This is a genomic window from Sphingobium sp. WCS2017Hpa-17 (assembly GCF_031843765.1).
Taxonomy (GTDB): Bacteria; Pseudomonadota; Alphaproteobacteria; order Sphingomonadales; family Sphingomonadaceae; genus Sphingobium.
Genome location: NZ_JAVTIV010000021.1, coordinates 19,741 through 34,852 on the forward strand (window position 1 = coordinate 19,741; position 15,112 = coordinate 34,852).

Sequence of the window (15,112 nt, forward strand, 5' to 3'; positions counted from 1 at the left end):
TCGACAAGCTCAGCACGAACGGCTGTTGTGAATAAAGGCCTTTTGGCATGAGCCGGCAGCGGCGCGCGGTGCCGCGGGGGCTGCGCCGGGGCATTACCCTGCGGATGCTGGCGCCGAACGCGGTGACGGCGATGGCGCTGTGCTTCGGCCTGACCGGCGTGCGCTACGGCATTTCGGGCGAGTGGGAGCGGGCGGTGCTGTCCATCCTGTTCGCCGGCGTTCTGGATGGGCTGGACGGGCGGATCGCGCGGATGCTGCGCGGCGAGAGCCGGTTCGGCGCGGAACTGGATTCGCTGTCCGATTCGATCGCGTTCGGCGTGGCGCCGGCGCTGATCCTCTATCTCTGGTCACTTTATGCGATGCCGAAATTCGGCTGGATCTTCGCGCTGGCCCATGCGCTGTCCTGCGCGCTGCGTCTGGCGCGGTTCAATGCGGCGATCGACGCGGATGAACAGCCGCACAAGTCGGCGGGCTTCCTGACCGGAGTGCCCGCGCCGGCGGGGGCGGGGCTGGCCTTCGTGCCGCTCTATCTGTGGCTGGTGACGGGCGAGGATATTTTCCGCGCCTGGTATGTGGTGGCACCATGGGCAGCGTTCGTCGCCTTCCTGATGATTTCCAACATCGCGACCTATAGCTGGTCGGCGCTGCGGCTGCGCAAGCGCATCCGGCTGGAGATGATCGCGCTGGCTGGGTTGCTGGCCGCGCTGCTGGTGACTGATCCCTGGCTGACGTTGCTGATGATCTGCGCGGTCTATGTGGTGCTGATCCCGTTCGGTATCATGTCCTACGCCAAGGTGCGCAAGCAGCGGGAGAGTGCGGCGGCCGCGCCGACTGTTTGAATAGCGATGGACCGTTCGCCCGATATATGGCGCTAGCCGCTTCTCGACTGCGCTCGAAGCGAACGGTTCAGGATTAGGCGCTCATCCAGAAAGAGTACGGCGCTTCGACAGGCTCAGCGTGAACGGGATGAGGGAAGCCTGATCGTTCAGGCATTCGTCGTTCAGGCGGCCAGCGCGCCGCTGTGCGTGATGCGGGTCGGACGGGGTGCCGGCTGCGCCACGCGGGGGCGGCGGATGCGGATGTGGTAGACGGGCGGGCTTTGCGGAATAGGCTCGAACTGAAGCGCGGCCACCATCTTGTCATGATAGAGTGCGAACATCCAGGCGATGGTGCCGATGGCCAGCAGGAACGCGCCGGAAAACAAGGTTGCGGCAACAAGAGCGAACATAAGGATCACTTTCTGTCTTGCCATCTACACGACATGGCTCATTATGACGGATTGAACGGCGGTTAACCGTATTTGTTCCATCTGTTCCCTTTATGTTCTCATTTGAGAACGGCGTCAACCCTTGCATTTGCTTTTTTCGCCGTCTAAAGGCGCGACCATTCCACATGGGAATCGACATATCCGGTGCCACGCGCCGCCTTTGAGGCAGCTTCGCGGTTCCTGATTCCCAGAGGGCCAACCGGAAGGAGAACTATTATGGCGGCACCTGTCGTCACCATGCACCAATTGATCGAGGCTGGCGCCCATTTCGGCCACCAGACCCATCGCTGGAACCCGCGCATGAAGCCGTACATCTTCGGCGAGCGCAACGGCATCCACATTCTTGACCTGTCGCAGACCGTGCCCCTGTTCGGCCGTGCGCTCGACTTCGTGTCGGGCACCGTCGCCGCCGGCGGCAAGGTGCTGTTCGTCGGCACCAAGCGCCAGGCGCAGGACCCGATCGCGGACGCCGCGCGCAAGTCGGGCCAGCATTTCGTCAACCATCGCTGGCTGGGCGGCATGCTCACCAACTGGAAGACCATTTCGGGTTCGATCAAGCGCCTGAAGACCCTTGAGGAAAAGCTGTCGGGCGATACCCACGGCTTCACCAAGAAGGAAGTGCTTCAGATGACGCGCGAGCGCGAGAAGCTGGAACTGTCGCTGGGCGGTATCCGCGACATGAACGGCATCCCCGACGTGATGTTCGTGATCGACGCCAACAAGGAAGAGCTGGCGATCAAGGAAGCCAACACGCTGGGTATCCCGGTCGTTGCGATCCTCGATTCGAACGTGTCGCCCGACGGCATCGCCTTCCCGGTTCCCGCGAACGATGACGCCAGCCGCGCCATCCGCCTCTACTGCGACGCCATCGCCGCCGCCGCCACCAAGGGCAACCGTGGTGCGCAGCAGGCTTCGGGCGTCGACCTGGGCGCGCTGGACGAGCCGGCCGCCGAAGAGATCGTTGCCGAAGCCTAAAAGCGTCGCACGACTGTAGGAATGACAGGCTAGGGCGCGCTCTTCGGAGACGCGCCCTACCTCATATTTAAAACCCCCAGAATTTAGGAGCCGAAACATGGCCGAGATCACTGCTGCCGCCGTCAAGGAACTGCGCGACCGTTCGGGCGCGGGCATGATGGATTGCAAGAAGGCGCTCACCGAAGCCAATGGCGACATCGAAGCGGCAACCGACTGGCTGCGCGCCAAGGGCCTGGCCGCTGCGCAGAAGAAGTCGAGCCGTACCGCCGCTGAAGGCCTGGTCGGCGTCGTCGTCGCCGGCACCAAGGGTGTTGCCGTCGAAGTGAACAGCGAAACCGACTTCGTCGCCAAGAACGACCAGTTCCAGGATTTCGTCCGCACCGTGTCGACCGTCGCGCTGGAAAGCGGCGCGGCCGACGCCGCAGCGCTGACCGCGCAGGCGCACCCCGCCGGCGGCACGATCGCGGAAAAGCTGGTCGCCAACATCGCCACCATCGGTGAAAACCAGAATGTCCGTCGCGTCGCGCATGTCGAAGTGACCGAAGGCGTTGTCGTTCCTTACGTCCACAACGCGGCTGCGCCGGGTCTGGGCAAGATCGGCGTGCTGGTCGCGCTGGAAGGCGATGCGCCGGCCGACGTTCTGGAGCCGCTGGGCAAGCAGCTGGCCATGCACATCGCCGCCGCTTTCCCGCTGGCGCTGTCGGCTGCCGACATCGACCCCGAGCTGCTGGAGCGTGAACGCGCCATTGCCGCCGAAAAGGCTGCCGAATCGGGCAAGCCCGCCGAAATCGTCGCCAAGATGGTCGACGGCGCGGTCGCCAAGTTCGCCAAGGAACAGGCCCTGCTGTCGCAGCTGTTCGTGATGGACAACAAGACCCCGGTCGCCGACGTCGTCGCCAAGGCCGCCAAGGATGCCGGCGCGACCATCACGCTGAAGTCCTATGTCCGCTTCCAGCTGGGCGAAGGCATCGAGAAGGAAGTCAGCGACTTCGCGGCGGAAGTGGCTGCTGCTGCCGGCGTCTGATCGACCGCTTCAGTCGACAAGAAAAGGGAAGGGGAGTGGCCGCAGGGTCGCTCCCCTTTTTCTTGCTTGTCGATCGGACGATTGACAGCCTGCACATATTCTCCATCGGGTCAGGTGCATTATGGCAACAATCGCCCTTCCCATCGCGGCCTTGCGCTTCTAATGTCCGGCCGCTTTCCCTTTCACCCATATAAGGATTCTTGCCCCGCATGACCCGGCCCGCCTACAAGCGCATCCTGTTGAAATTGTCCGGCGAAGTGCTGATGGGGCAGGGGCAGTTCGGCATCGAGCCGGAAACCGTGGCCCGTGTCGCAGGCGAGATCGCAGCGGCCAAGGATGCCGGGTTCGAGATTTGCGTCGTCGTGGGTGGCGGCAATATCTTCCGTGGGCTGGCTGGTGCGGCCAAGGGTTTCGACCGGGCGAGCGCCGATTATATGGGCATGCTCGCGACCGTCATGAACGCGCTGGCGGTGCAGAATGCGCTGGAAAAGCTGGGCTATGATACCCGCGTCCAGTCCGCCATTCCGATGGCGTCGGTGTGCGAACCCTATATCCGCCGCAAGGCCGAGCGGCATATGGAGAAGGGCCGGATCGTGATCTTCGCGGCGGGCACGGGTAGCCCCTTCTTCACCACCGACACGACTGCCGCGTTGCGCGCGGCCGAGATGAACTGCGACGCGCTGTTCAAGGGTACCAGCGTCGATGGCATCTATAATGCCGATCCCAAGAAGGTGGCCGACGCGGTCCGTTATGACAGCATCAGTTTCGATCAGGTGCTGAACGATAACCTCAAGGTCATGGATGCCAGCGCCATCGCGCTGTGCCGTGAAAATAATATTCCCATCGTCGTGTTCAACATCCGCGAAACCGGGAACCTTGCCACCGTGCTGGCCGGGCAGGGTGTCGCGACGATCGTTCAGAATCAGGAGTCCTAAGTCATGCCGCAATATAACAAGTCCGACCTGGAACGCCGCATGGCCGGCGCGATCGAAGCGCTGCGCGGCGACCTGACCGGCCTGCGCACCGGCCGCGCCAATGTGCAGTTGCTCGACCCGGTGTCGGTGACGGTCTATGGCGCGAACATGCCGCTCAATCAGGTGGCGACCGTGTCGGCTCCCGAGCCGCGCATGCTGTCGGTGCAGGTGTGGGACAAGACCAATGTCGGCCCGGTCGACAAGGCGATCCGCTCGGCTGGCCTGGGCCTCAACCCCATCGTCGACGGCCAGACGCTGCGCCTGCCGATCCCCGACCTGACCGAGGAGCGCCGCAAGGAACTGGCCAAGCTGGCCAGCAAATATGCGGAAGGCGCGCGTGTCGCCGTGCGTAACGTGCGCCGCGACGGCATGGACAGCCTGAAGGCCGACGAGAAAAAGGGCGAGATCAGCGAAGACGAGCGCAAGCGACTGGAAACCGAGGTCCAGAAGATGACCGACAGCACCATCGCCGATCTGGACGCGTTGGCCAACGCGAAGGAAAAGGAAATCCTCGGCCAGTAAGCCGGGGCTTTCCTTTCGCGGCCAAAGCACGCATTCTTTTCCGATGGCCACTCAAGCCAAGCCCGATCTGACCAGCGTCGCGTCCGACCATGGCGCGCGCCACGTTGCCATCATCATGGATGGCAATGGCCGCTGGGCCAAGAAACGGCTGCTGCCCCGCGTCGCTGGCCATCGGGCGGGCGTGGAAGCGGTCCGCCGGGTGGCGCGGGCGGCGCAGGATCTGGGGCTGGAGTGCCTGACGCTCTACGCTTTTTCCTCCGAAAACTGGAAGCGGCCGGCGAGCGAGGTCGCGGACCTGATGGGGCTGCTGCGCCATTTCATCCAGTCCGATATCGACGAATTTCATGCCAATGGCGTGCGGTTGCGGGTGATTGGCAATTATCGTGCGCTCGAACCCTCGCTGGTCGACCTGATCGAGGGCGCGATGGCGCGTACGGCGGGCAATAGCGGGCCGATCATCGCGATCGCGCTCAACTATGGCGCGCAGGACGAGATGGTGCAGGCGGTGCAGGCACTCGCGGCGAAGGCTGCGGCCGGCGAGATTGCGGCGGATGCGATTGGCGCGGCCGATATCGACGGGGCGCTCTATACCGCCGGGCTGCCGCCGCTGGACCTGATGGTCCGCACGTCGGGCGAGCAGCGTCTGAGTAATTTCATGCTGTGGCAGGCGGCCTATGCCGAACTCTATTTCACCGACACGCTATGGCCGGATTTCGGCGCCGATGCGCTGGCGCAGGCGCTGGATGCGTTCCGCATGAGGGACCGCCGTTTCGGCGGATTGTGATCGAATGACGAGCGAATTGCGAACCCGCAGCATCGTGGGCATCGCGCTGATCGCGGTGGCGCTGGGCGCGCTGCTGTCGGGTGGCCTGATCTTCTGGACATTGCTGTCGGTTGCCGGCGTGCTGATGCAGGGGGAATGGGGCGACCTGACCGGAGCGACACCGGACCAGCGCAAGTCGGCGATGTTCGCCGTGTCGATCCCTCTGGCATTGCTGTGCCCGCTGGCGGCCGGGATCGACTGGCCGGTGCTGATCGCTGGCGCCGCCGCCTTCTTCTTCGTGTTGTTTACCAGTCGCAAGCCGAAGCTGGCGCTGGGCATCCCCTATATCTGCCTGCCGATCGTGGCCTTGCTGTATCTGCGTGGGCAGGAACCCTATGCATTCGGGCTGCTGCTCGCCTTCTGGGCGCTGGGCCTGGTGTGGGCGACGGATATCGGCGCTTATTTCGCGGGCCGGTCGATCGGCGGGCCGAAGCTGGCGCCGCGGATCAGCCCGTCCAAGACCTGGGCGGGGCTGGCCGGCGGCGTGCTGGCCGCGCTGGTGCTGGGCTTCCTGCTGCATCGCTTTGCCGACCTGCCGATCCAACTGGCGGCGGCGAGCGGGCTGCTGGCGGTGGCGGCGCAGGCGGGCGATCTGCTGGAAAGCCATATGAAGCGCAAGGCGGGCGTCAAGGATAGCGGGACGTTGCTGCCCGGCCATGGCGGGGTGATGGACCGGCTGGACGGGGTAGCGACCGCCGCGCCGCTGGCTGCCATCCTCTATTGGCTGCTGGTCGCAGGCGCATGAAAAGCGTCTCCATTTTCGGCGCGACCGGATCGGTCGGCCTGTCGACGCTGGACCTGATCCGGCGGGAGCCCGATGCTTATCAGGTCGTGGCGCTGACCGCGAATAGCGATGTGGACGGCTTGGCGGCGCAGGCGCGGGCAACCGGCGCACAGATTGCCGTGATCGGGCAGGAGCGGCTGTACGGCGCGCTGAAGGACGCGCTTGCCGGATCTGGTGTCGAGGCGGCGGCGGGCGAGGAGGCGCTAGTCGCAGCAGCGCAGACGGGTGCGGACTGGACCATGGCGTCGATCGTGGGCTGCGCGGGGCTGCGGCCGACGATCGCGGCGCTGAAGGCCGGTCGCACGGTGGCGCTGGCCAATAAGGAGTCGCTGGTATCGGCCGGCGCGCTGATGATGGAGGCGGCGGCCGCATCCGGCGCGACGTTACTGCCGGTCGACAGTGAGCATAACGCGATTTTCCAGTGCCTTGCCGGCAGTAGTTTGGACGATGTCGCAAGAATCACGCTGACCGCGAGCGGTGGGCCGTTTCGCACGAAGAGCCGGGACGAGATGGCGGCGATGACCCCGGCGCAGGCGGTGGCGCATCCCAACTGGTCGATGGGCGCCAAGATCAGCGTCGACAGCGCGACGATGATGAACAAGGGGCTGGAACTGATCGAGGCGGCCTATCTCTTCCCGGTCGGGTTGGACCGGATCGAGATATTGGTGCATCCCCAGTCGGTGATTCATTCGATGGTCGAATATCGCGACCGGTCCACCCTGGCACAGCTGGGGTCACCGGACATGCGGATTCCCATCGCCCATGCGCTGGCCTGGCCCAAGCGGATCGCCACGCCATGCCAGCCGCTGGACCTGGCACGCATTGGCAGGCTCGATTTCGAAGCGCCTGATCTGGAACGCTTTCCTGCGCTGCGTCTGGCGCGCGATGCGGCGCAGGCGGGCGGGGCGACCCCGGCGATCCTGAACGCCGCCAATGAAGTGGCGGTCGCGGCCTTCCTTGAAGGGCGGATCGGCTTCCTTGATATCGCCATGATTGTAGAGGATGTGTTGAACCGGTATAGCGCAGCCAGCCCTTCCGCGATCGACGATGTGCTGGCCGCGGACGGACAGGCGCGCGCGGAAGCGGGCCGAGTGATGGAAAGATTGACGGCTTGATCCACAATCCCGGTTTTCTGTTGACCGCACTGGCCTTTGTGGCGGTCATCGGACCGCTCGTCTTCGTGCATGAGCTGGGCCATTATCTGGTCGGGCGCTGGTGCGGGGTGAAGGCGGAGGCCTTTTCGATCGGCTTTGGTCCGGAGCTGTTCGCCTGGGTCGACAAGCGCGGCACCCGCTGGCGCGTCGCGGCGCTGCCCTTGGGTGGCTATGTTCGCTTCAAGGGCGATATGAATGCGGCGAGCATGACCGATCCGGCCTGGCTGGAAATGTCGGCCAAGGACCGGGCAGAGAGTTTCCCGGCCAAGCCGCTGTGGCAGCGCGCCGCAATCGTGGCGGCCGGGCCAGCGATCAATTTCCTGTTCGCGATCTTGATTCTGGGTGGCTTTGCTGTTGTCCATGGCGAAAGCCGTACGCCAGCCGTCGCCGGTCTGGTTCAGCCGGGGAGCGCCGCGCAAGCCGCAGGCATCCGCGTCGGCGACCGCATCCTGTCGTTCAACGGGCGCGGGATGGACACCTATGGCGACATGGTGATGTACACGCTGTACCACCCCGGTGAGGGCGTGGACATCGTGATCGACCGTGCGGGCCAGCGGATCGAAACGACGGCCACCATTGCGGTCGTCGAGGAAAATGACGGTTTTGGCGGGAAAGCGCGCATCGGTCGGCTGGGCATCGGGCCGGGTAAGCCGGTGGTCGAGCCTGTGCCCCTGTGGCGCGCGCCGGCGGTTGCGATCGATCGTTTGGGCGACATTATCCGGAATATTGTCGAAACCATGGGTCAAATCCTTGGCGGCCAGCGGTCGGTCAAGGAAATGGGCGGGCCGCTCAAAATCGCGCAGGTTTCCGGGCAGGCGGCGACCTTGGGTCTGGAATCGCTCGTTCTGCTGATGGCCTTCGTCTCGATTAACTTGGGGTTCATCAATTTATTGCCAATTCCCATGCTGGATGGCGGGCATCTGCTCTTTTACGGGATCGAGGCGGTGCAGCGGCGCCCGGTCAGCGCGCAGGCGCAGGAATGGGCCTATCGGTCCGGTCTGGCGGTGCTGATGGCGATGATGCTGCTGGTGACTTTCAACGATTTGTCGTCTTTCGGGCTTTGGAAGAGCCTGTCCGGCTTGATCGGTTGACGCGCATCGGGCAGGGAAGCCCGGTTTGGCGTCGTCTGTGTCGGCGGAAACATTCTATTGCGAGTTTTTGAGGTGATGCGGGTGACAGCGATGAAGAGCAGCTTGAGGCAGCGCCCGGTCGTGGCCGCCCTGTTGGCGACGACCATGATCGCGGGCGTGCCGGCCCTTCCTGCGATGGCGCAACAGACGCCGGCCCCGGCCGGGACGCTGGCCGCGCCTGCAAGCGCACCGACGGCCGCCGCGCCGACACAGGGCACGATCCGCGCCATCAGCGTGATCGGTACGCAGCGGCTGGAGCCGGACACGGTGTTGTCCTACACCAAGCTGCGCATCGGCCAGCCCTATACGCAGGAAAGCCTGGATCAGGGCCTGCGCGACCTGTACGAGACGGAATTGTTCGCGGACGTCCAGATCCGCAACGACAATGGGGTGCTCACCGTAGAGGTGAAAGAGAACCCCGTCATCAACCGTATCGTCCTTGAAGGTAATAAGCGCCTCAAGGAAGACAAGATTCGTCCTGAAATAAAACTGGCCCCGCGCCAGATTTATACACGCTCCAAGGTGCGCGCCGACGTGGCCCGTATCGTCGAGCTGTATCGCCGGCAGGGCCGTTTCGCCGCGACGATCGAGCCGAAGATGGTCCAGCTGGACCAGAATCGCGTCGACATCGTGTTCGAAATCTCGGAAGGGCCGAAGTCCAAGGTCCGCCAGATCAACATCATCGGCAACGACAAGTTCAAGGACGGCGAGCTGCGCAGCCAGATGGTGACGAAGCAGTCGCGCTGGTTCCGCGTCTTTTCGTCGGGCACCAGCTACGATCCCGATCGTCTGGCCTATGACCAGCAAAAGCTGCGTCAATTCTACCTGACCGAAGGCTATGCCGATTTCCGCGTGATTTCTGCCGTCGCGGAGCTGACGCCGGACAAGCAGGACTTCATCATCACCTATGTGGTGGAAGAAGGCGATCGCTATAAGTTCGGCGACGTGAAGGTCGAATCCGACATTCGCGATCTGTCCGGCGACGGCCTGACCAAGCGCCTGCCGATGAAGAAGGGCGACTGGTATAACGCCAAGCAGGTGGAAGACACGGTCGATACGCTGAGCGAGACGGCCGGCCTGTTCGGTTATGCCTTTGCCGACGTGTCGCCGGACTTCAACCGCGACAAGGAAAGCCTGACGATGGGGATCAACTTCCGCATCGCCAACGCGCCGCGCGTCTATGTCGAGCGGGTCGATATCAACGGCAACACGCTGACGCAGGACAAGGTCGTGCGCCGCGAATTCCGTCTGGCCGAAGGCGACGCCTTCAACAGCTTCCTCGTCAAGCGCTCGAAGGACCGCATCAACTCGCTCGGCTTCTTCCAGGAGAAGCTTGACGTCGAGCAGAAGCCCGGTTCCGCGCCCGATCGCATCGTGCTGGAAACCAATGTGCAGGAAAAGTCGACCGGCGAATTGTCGCTGTCGGCCGGTTTCTCGTCGCTGGAACGTTTCATCGTGTCGGCGTCGATCACCCAGCGCAACTTCCGTGGCAAGGGCCAGGAACTGCGCACCTCGGTCAATTATTCGGCTTATTCCAAGTCGGTGGAGGTCGGCTTCACCGAGCCTTATTTCATGGACAAGAATATCGCGCTGGGCGGCGACATCTATCGCCGCGACCTCAACAGCTTCCGCTACCTGACGAGCAATACGCGCGATACGACATATGAACAGTCGACCACCGGTTTCCAGATTCGCGCCGGCGTGCCGATCACCGAATATATGTCGCTGGCGCTGCGCTACAGCCTCAATTTCGATGACGTGACGCTGGACAAGGATACTTATTATACTGACGGTGCCTGCGATCCGCTGTTGGCCGGCCGTTATCTTTGCGACGCGATCGGCAAGCGGACGACCTCGTCGCTCGGCTATTCGTTGATCTACGACACCCGTGACAACCGCATTCGCGCGACCCGTGGCCAGAACCTAACGCTGAGCCAAGATTTCGCGGGCCTTGGCGGCAGCGTGAAATATATCCGTACTCGTTTGCAGGGCGCGAAATATGTGCCGCTGGGCGGTGGCTTCATCTTCTCTCTGTCGGGTGAAGGTGGCTACATCCACAGTCTGGAAGGCGAGCGCCGCGATGCGACCGGACAACTGGTCGACAAGGTTCGTCTGACCGACCGCTTCTTCCTGGGCGAACCGCAGTTTCGTGGATTCGACATTCGCGGCGTCGGCCCCCGCGTCATCCGTCGCTATTACGATACGACAACCGCAAATGGTGTTATCACTGGGACGGTAAATACCGGTCGCAACAGCCGAACTGACGATGCTCTGGGCGGCAAAATGTATTATCTGACGCGAGCCGAAGTGGAGATTCCGCTAGGATCTGGCGCGCGCGAAATGGGCTTGCGTCCGTCGATCTTCATGGATGCGGGCGCCGTCGCCGGACTGAAAAATCCTGGAACGATCAATTATCCCGGCACCTGTTCCGTCACCACAGGAACGGGCGACGCTCAGACCACCACGGTTGTCCGTGCCACTGGAACGGCAGCGAATCCAATTTGTGCGAGTGGTACCCACAATACCGGTTCAGGCTTTGCTGAACAATATCTCGGCGACACGCTCAAGCCGCGTCTGTCGGTGGGCTTTGGCGTCAACTGGAACTCGCCCTTCGGGCCGTTCCGGATCGACATCGCCAAGGCCCTGCTCAAGGAACCAGGGGACGACAACAAGCTCATCACCTTCAACGTAGGGACTCAATTCTGATGAAGACGATTTTCAAGGCCGCGGCGCTCGTTTTCGCGCCCATGACCGCTATTGCACTGACTGCCGTTCCGGCCGCTGCCCAGACCAAGTCGGGCATCGCCGTGGTCGATCTGGAAGAAGCCGTCGCCAAGAGCGCCGCCTTCACCACCGCGATCAGCCAGATGCAGACCACCTACAAGCCGCAGATCGACGCGATCAACACGCGCCGCGCTGCGATCGAAACCGACCTCAAGACCAAGGGCGACGCGCTTCAGGCCGCGCTGAAGGCCGCCGGCAACAAGCCGACTCCGGCGATCGAAACCCAGTATCAGCAATATCAGCAGGCGCAGCAGAACGCGCAGGCCGAATTGCAGCGCATGGGTCAGCCGGTCGGTCTGGCCCGCGCCTATGTCGAGCAGCAGATCGTTGCCAAGCTGGACGACGCGCTGAAGGCCGCGACCGCCAAGACCAAGTCGGAAATCGTGTTCAAGAAGGCAGCGACCGAAAGCTTCGGCGCCAGCGCGGACATCACCCCCGCCGTCATCACCGAACTCAATGCGCTGGTCCCCAGCGTCAGCATCACCCCGCCGGCCGGCTGGCAGCCGGGTGGTCAGGGCCAGCCGGCTGCTGCCGCCCCCGCTCCGGCGACCCCGGCGCAGGCGCCCAAGTCGCGCTGATCCGGCATGACAGGGGACGTTGAAACGACCGCGCTTGGCCCGATGGATGTCCGTCGGGTCATGGCTGCGTTGCCGCATCGTTACCCGATGCTGCTGGTCGATCGTGTGGTGACGCTGGTACCGAACCAGTCGATCCACGCGATCAAGGCGGTGTCGGTGAACGAGCCATTCTTCCAGGGGCATTTCCCGACCCGGCCGATCATGCCGGGCGTGCTGATCGTGGAAGCGATGGCGCAGGCGGCCGGCGTGCTGGCGGTGGAATCGATGAACCTGGCCGATTCGGGCAAGCTCGTCTATTTCATGAGCATCGACGGTGCGAAGTTCCGCACCCCGGTGGAGCCGGGCTGCCTGCTGGACCTGCATGTGGAAGTGACCCAGAATCGCGGGGCGATCTGCAAGTTCGCCGGCAAGGCGCTGATCGACGGCAAGCTGGCGGCCGAAGCCAATTTCGTCGCGATGATCAGCGATCCGCCGAAGGACTGACCAGCCCGGCGCAGGCCGATACCATCTTGCCAAGGCGCGCCGAAACCGCTAACGGCGCGCCTTCGCTATTTTTCAGCATCCATGGCCGGTCGGAACCGGCCTTTTAACGGAGCAATGTCGCCATGAAGGCCAATACGCACCCCGATTACCACGTCATCACCGTCCAGATGACCGACGGCACCACCTTCCAGACCCGTTCGACCTGGGGCAAGGAAGGCGACACCATGGCGCTCGACATTGATCCCAAGTCGCACCCGGCCTGGACCGGCGGCAACCGCCAGCTGGACACCGGTGGTCAGGTGGCGCGCTTCAACAAGCGTTTCGGCGGCCTGACGCTGAAGAAGTAATCGGCCCTTACAGGCACGATATCGGAAGGGCGCCTGCGGGCGCCCTTTTTTGTGTCTGCTTGGGATGGGGCAAAAAAAGGCCTCCAGCAAGGATGCTGGAGGCCGAGGTTCAGGGGAGAGTCAACGGCGACAGAGGGGGATCTGTGTAGAGTGCCGCTGACAAGGAGGGATGTAGGCTGCGGATGATGCAGGCGAATGTCCGGGATGTTGCCGGAGAGGGTGGGGCGTGAAATCTTTCGGGGGAGGGGAGCAAGGCCCTCACCCTCTCACGCCTTTGGCGCGGGCGCCTCCCTCTCCCGTAAAAAACGGGAGAGGGATATGTGGCAGCGTTACGCCCCGGCGCGATCCGCGTCGAGGAAGGTTGCGACGTCGTCCAGCACTACATCCTTCGACAGGAAGGTCTGGCCGATACCGCGGGCGAGCAGGAAGGGGAGGGTGCCGGCCGCCATCTTCTTGTCATGCATCATATGGCCGACCAGTTCGGCGCCGTCGGCCTGCACATGCGCGCTGGCGAGGTCGTGGGGCAGGCCCACGGCTTTGAGATGGGCGGTCACGCGGTCGGCTTCGTCCGCCGGGCAGAGGCCAAGGCGGGCGGAATAGCGGAAGGCGAGCGCCATGCCGGCGGCGACGCCCTCTCCATGGAGCAGCGTGTCGGAAAAGCCGGTATCGGCCTCCAGCGCATGGCCGAAGGTATGGCCAAGGTTGAGCAGGGCGCGGCGGCCGGAGGTTTCGCGCTCATCATCGGCGACGATCGCGGCCTTGGCCTGTACGCTGCGTTCGATCGCATAGGTGCGCGCGTTCGGATCGCCGGCCAGCAGCGCAGCCGCGTTGGCGTTGCACCATGCAAAGAAGGCGGGGTCGTCGATCAGGCCATATTTGACGACTTCGGCATAGCCGGCGCGGGTTTCGCGCAAGGGCAGGCTGTCGAGCGTCGAGGGGTCGATCAGGACGAGGGCGGGCTGATAGAAGCTGCCGATCAGATTCTTGCCGGCCTTCGCATTGATCGCGGTCTTGCCGCCGACCGACGAATCGACCTGCGCCAGCAAAGTGGTCGGCACCTGGATGAAGTGGCAACCGCGTTTCAGGATCGAGGCGGCAAAGCCGACCAGATCGCCGATCACGCCGCCGCCCAGCGCGACGATATGGTCGCCGCGTTCGATCTCCAGTGCCAGCAGCGCGTCGAGCAACTGTTCCAGATGGCGCCAGCTCTTGGTCTGTTCGCCCGGTGGCAGGATGATCGGTTCGACCGCGATGTCGGCGGCGGGCAGGCTGGCGTCGAGGCGGGGCAGCTGGGCCTTGGCCACATTTTCGTCGGTGACGACGACCAGACGCCCCTTGCGCGCATAGGGGGCGAGGATGGTGCCGGCGCGGTCGAGCGCGCCCTGTTCGATCAGGATATCATAGCTGCGCGCACCCAGCGCGACGCGGACTAATGCCATGCGGTCAGTTGCTCCATGATGCTGTCGACCGCGACTTCATGCGGGGCGGCGATGCTTTTCACATGAATGGGCGCGAGCGCGTAGACGGGGTTGCGCACCGCCGCCAGTTCCGTGAGGACGATGCGGGGATCGCGATTTTTGAGCAGCGGGCGGCTTTCGCGCCGGGCGACGCGATCGACCAATATCTCGATATCCGCGTCCAGCCAGATGGCGGTCGCGGCGTCGAGAATCAGTTTGCGCGTTTCATCCTGCATGAAGGCGCCGCCGCCGGTGGCGATCACCTTTGGCACGCCGTCCATCAACCGGGCGATGACGCGCCGTTCGCCATCGCGAAAATAGGATTCGCCATAGCGTTCGAAAATCTCCGTCACGGTCATGCCGGCGGCCTTTTCAATCTCTTCGTCGGCGTCGACGAAGTTGAGGCCGAGGCGGGCCGCAAGACGGCGGCCGACCGTGGATTTGCCCACGCCCATCATCCCTACCAGAACGATGGGACCGCGCCGGGCCGGGCTGTCGGGGATTTTGCTGTTTCGCTGCATGGCTTGCGGGGCTATACAGCCAGCCGTCACAGAGGCAAATCGCATCTTTTTCTTTCCCCCGGCCAAGTTTCCGGGCCAGTCATAGCCAAGGACTTATGAAGAATAATCGCAACTTCAGCAGTTTCGAAGGCGGCCAGCGTCGCCGTGGCACCAGCCTGCCGATCATCCCCATCGCTCTGGTCCTGTTGCTTGTCGCGCTGCTGGCCTTTTTCTGGTCGCGCGGTGGCGAGCAGCCGCAGCAGCGCGTCGAAAAGGTCATCCCCGCAGAGAAGCTGGGCCAGTAAGGCGG

Annotated in this window: 17 protein-coding genes; 14 read left to right on the forward strand and 3 right to left on the reverse strand. The window is 63.6% G+C overall.

Features of this window, described 5'->3' with window-relative positions; translation table 11 throughout:
• The first annotated feature begins 104 nt into the window (after positions 1-104).
• A complete protein-coding gene (locus RQH62_RS20680; protein WP_150426243.1) occupies positions 105-839 on the forward strand; it encodes a phosphatidylcholine/phosphatidylserine synthase in 735 nt (244 codons plus the stop codon).
• A gap of 161 nt (positions 840-1,000) precedes the next feature.
• Here RQH62_RS20680 and RQH62_RS20685 read toward each other — a convergent pair whose 3' ends face one another.
• Complete coding sequence (locus RQH62_RS20685) at positions 1,001-1,228, reverse strand: hypothetical protein (RefSeq protein WP_311270543.1); 228 nt, start codon at positions 1,226-1,228, stop codon at positions 1,001-1,003.
• A gap of 255 nt (positions 1,229-1,483) precedes the next feature.
• On the opposite strand from RQH62_RS20685, the gene rpsB reads away from it, so the two are divergent.
• The 12 genes from rpsB to rpmE all read left to right on the forward strand — a co-directional run bounded on the left by rpsB (position 1,484) and on the right by rpmE (position 12,845).
• Positions 1,484-2,242 (forward strand): 30S ribosomal protein S2, encoded by a 759-nt coding sequence (gene rpsB, locus RQH62_RS20690; RefSeq protein ID WP_120250538.1) that lies wholly within the window; start codon positions 1,484-1,486, stop codon positions 2,240-2,242.
• 97 nt (positions 2,243-2,339) lie between these two features.
• Positions 2,340-3,266, forward strand: coding sequence for a translation elongation factor Ts (tsf, locus tag RQH62_RS20695; RefSeq protein ID WP_311270544.1), 927 nt, complete (start codon positions 2,340-2,342; stop codon positions 3,264-3,266).
• A gap of 209 nt (positions 3,267-3,475) precedes the next feature.
• Entirely contained in the window at positions 3,476-4,201 is a 726-nt protein-coding gene (pyrH, locus tag RQH62_RS20700; RefSeq protein WP_311270545.1) for a UMP kinase, read from the forward strand.
• Between the two features lie 3 nt (positions 4,202-4,204).
• Complete coding sequence (frr, locus tag RQH62_RS20705; RefSeq protein ID WP_311270546.1) at positions 4,205-4,762, forward strand: ribosome recycling factor; 558 nt, start codon at positions 4,205-4,207, stop codon at positions 4,760-4,762.
• 43 nt (positions 4,763-4,805) lie between these two features.
• Positions 4,806-5,546, forward strand: coding sequence for a polyprenyl diphosphate synthase (gene uppS, locus RQH62_RS20710; RefSeq protein WP_311270547.1), 741 nt, complete (start codon positions 4,806-4,808; stop codon positions 5,544-5,546).
• Positions 5,547-5,550: 4 nt separating this feature from the next.
• Positions 5,551-6,330, forward strand: a complete 780-nt coding sequence (locus tag RQH62_RS20715; protein ID WP_311270548.1) for a phosphatidate cytidylyltransferase — start codon at positions 5,551-5,553, stop codon at positions 6,328-6,330.
• Complete coding sequence (locus RQH62_RS20720; protein WP_311270549.1) at positions 6,327-7,484, forward strand: 1-deoxy-D-xylulose-5-phosphate reductoisomerase; 1,158 nt, start codon at positions 6,327-6,329, stop codon at positions 7,482-7,484. The genes RQH62_RS20715 and RQH62_RS20720 overlap by 4 nt, the downstream gene beginning before the upstream one ends.
• Complete coding sequence (rseP, locus tag RQH62_RS20725; RefSeq protein ID WP_311270550.1) at positions 7,481-8,614, forward strand: RIP metalloprotease RseP; 1,134 nt, start codon at positions 7,481-7,483, stop codon at positions 8,612-8,614. The genes RQH62_RS20720 and rseP overlap by 4 nt, the downstream gene beginning before the upstream one ends.
• 90 nt (positions 8,615-8,704) lie before the next feature.
• Positions 8,705-11,359 carry an outer membrane protein assembly factor BamA gene (gene bamA / locus RQH62_RS20730; protein ID WP_311270551.1) on the forward strand — a complete coding sequence of 885 codons (2,655 nt, stop codon included), beginning with the start codon at positions 8,705-8,707 and terminating at the stop codon, positions 11,357-11,359.
• Positions 11,359-12,015, forward strand: coding sequence for an OmpH family outer membrane protein (locus RQH62_RS20735; protein WP_311270552.1), 657 nt, complete (start codon positions 11,359-11,361; stop codon positions 12,013-12,015). The genes bamA and RQH62_RS20735 overlap by 1 nt, the downstream gene beginning before the upstream one ends.
• Before the next feature lie 42 nt (positions 12,016-12,057).
• Positions 12,058-12,498 carry a 3-hydroxyacyl-ACP dehydratase FabZ gene (gene fabZ / locus RQH62_RS20740; RefSeq protein ID WP_405053577.1) on the forward strand — a complete coding sequence of 147 codons (441 nt, stop codon included), beginning with the start codon at positions 12,058-12,060 and terminating at the stop codon, positions 12,496-12,498.
• Between the two features lie 122 nt (positions 12,499-12,620).
• Positions 12,621-12,845, forward strand: a complete 225-nt coding sequence (gene rpmE, locus RQH62_RS20745) for a 50S ribosomal protein L31 (RefSeq protein WP_184266440.1) — start codon at positions 12,621-12,623, stop codon at positions 12,843-12,845.
• Positions 12,846-13,174: 329 nt separating this feature from the next.
• Here the strand turns inward: rpmE and aroB are convergent, their stop codons facing one another.
• Entirely contained in the window at positions 13,175-14,284 is a 1,110-nt protein-coding gene (gene aroB, locus RQH62_RS20750) for a 3-dehydroquinate synthase (protein WP_311270554.1), read from the reverse strand.
• On the reverse strand, positions 14,275-14,823 hold the full coding sequence (locus tag RQH62_RS20755) for a shikimate kinase (RefSeq protein ID WP_311270555.1): 549 nt from the start codon (positions 14,821-14,823) through the stop codon (positions 14,275-14,277). Before RQH62_RS20755 ends, aroB begins: the two co-directional genes overlap by 10 nt.
• A 95-nt stretch (positions 14,824-14,918) precedes the next feature.
• On the opposite strand from RQH62_RS20755, the gene RQH62_RS20760 reads away from it, so the two are divergent.
• A complete protein-coding gene (locus tag RQH62_RS20760) occupies positions 14,919-15,107 on the forward strand; it encodes a hypothetical protein (RefSeq protein ID WP_120250522.1) in 189 nt (62 codons plus the stop codon).
• Positions 15,108-15,112: the final 5 nt, after the last annotated feature.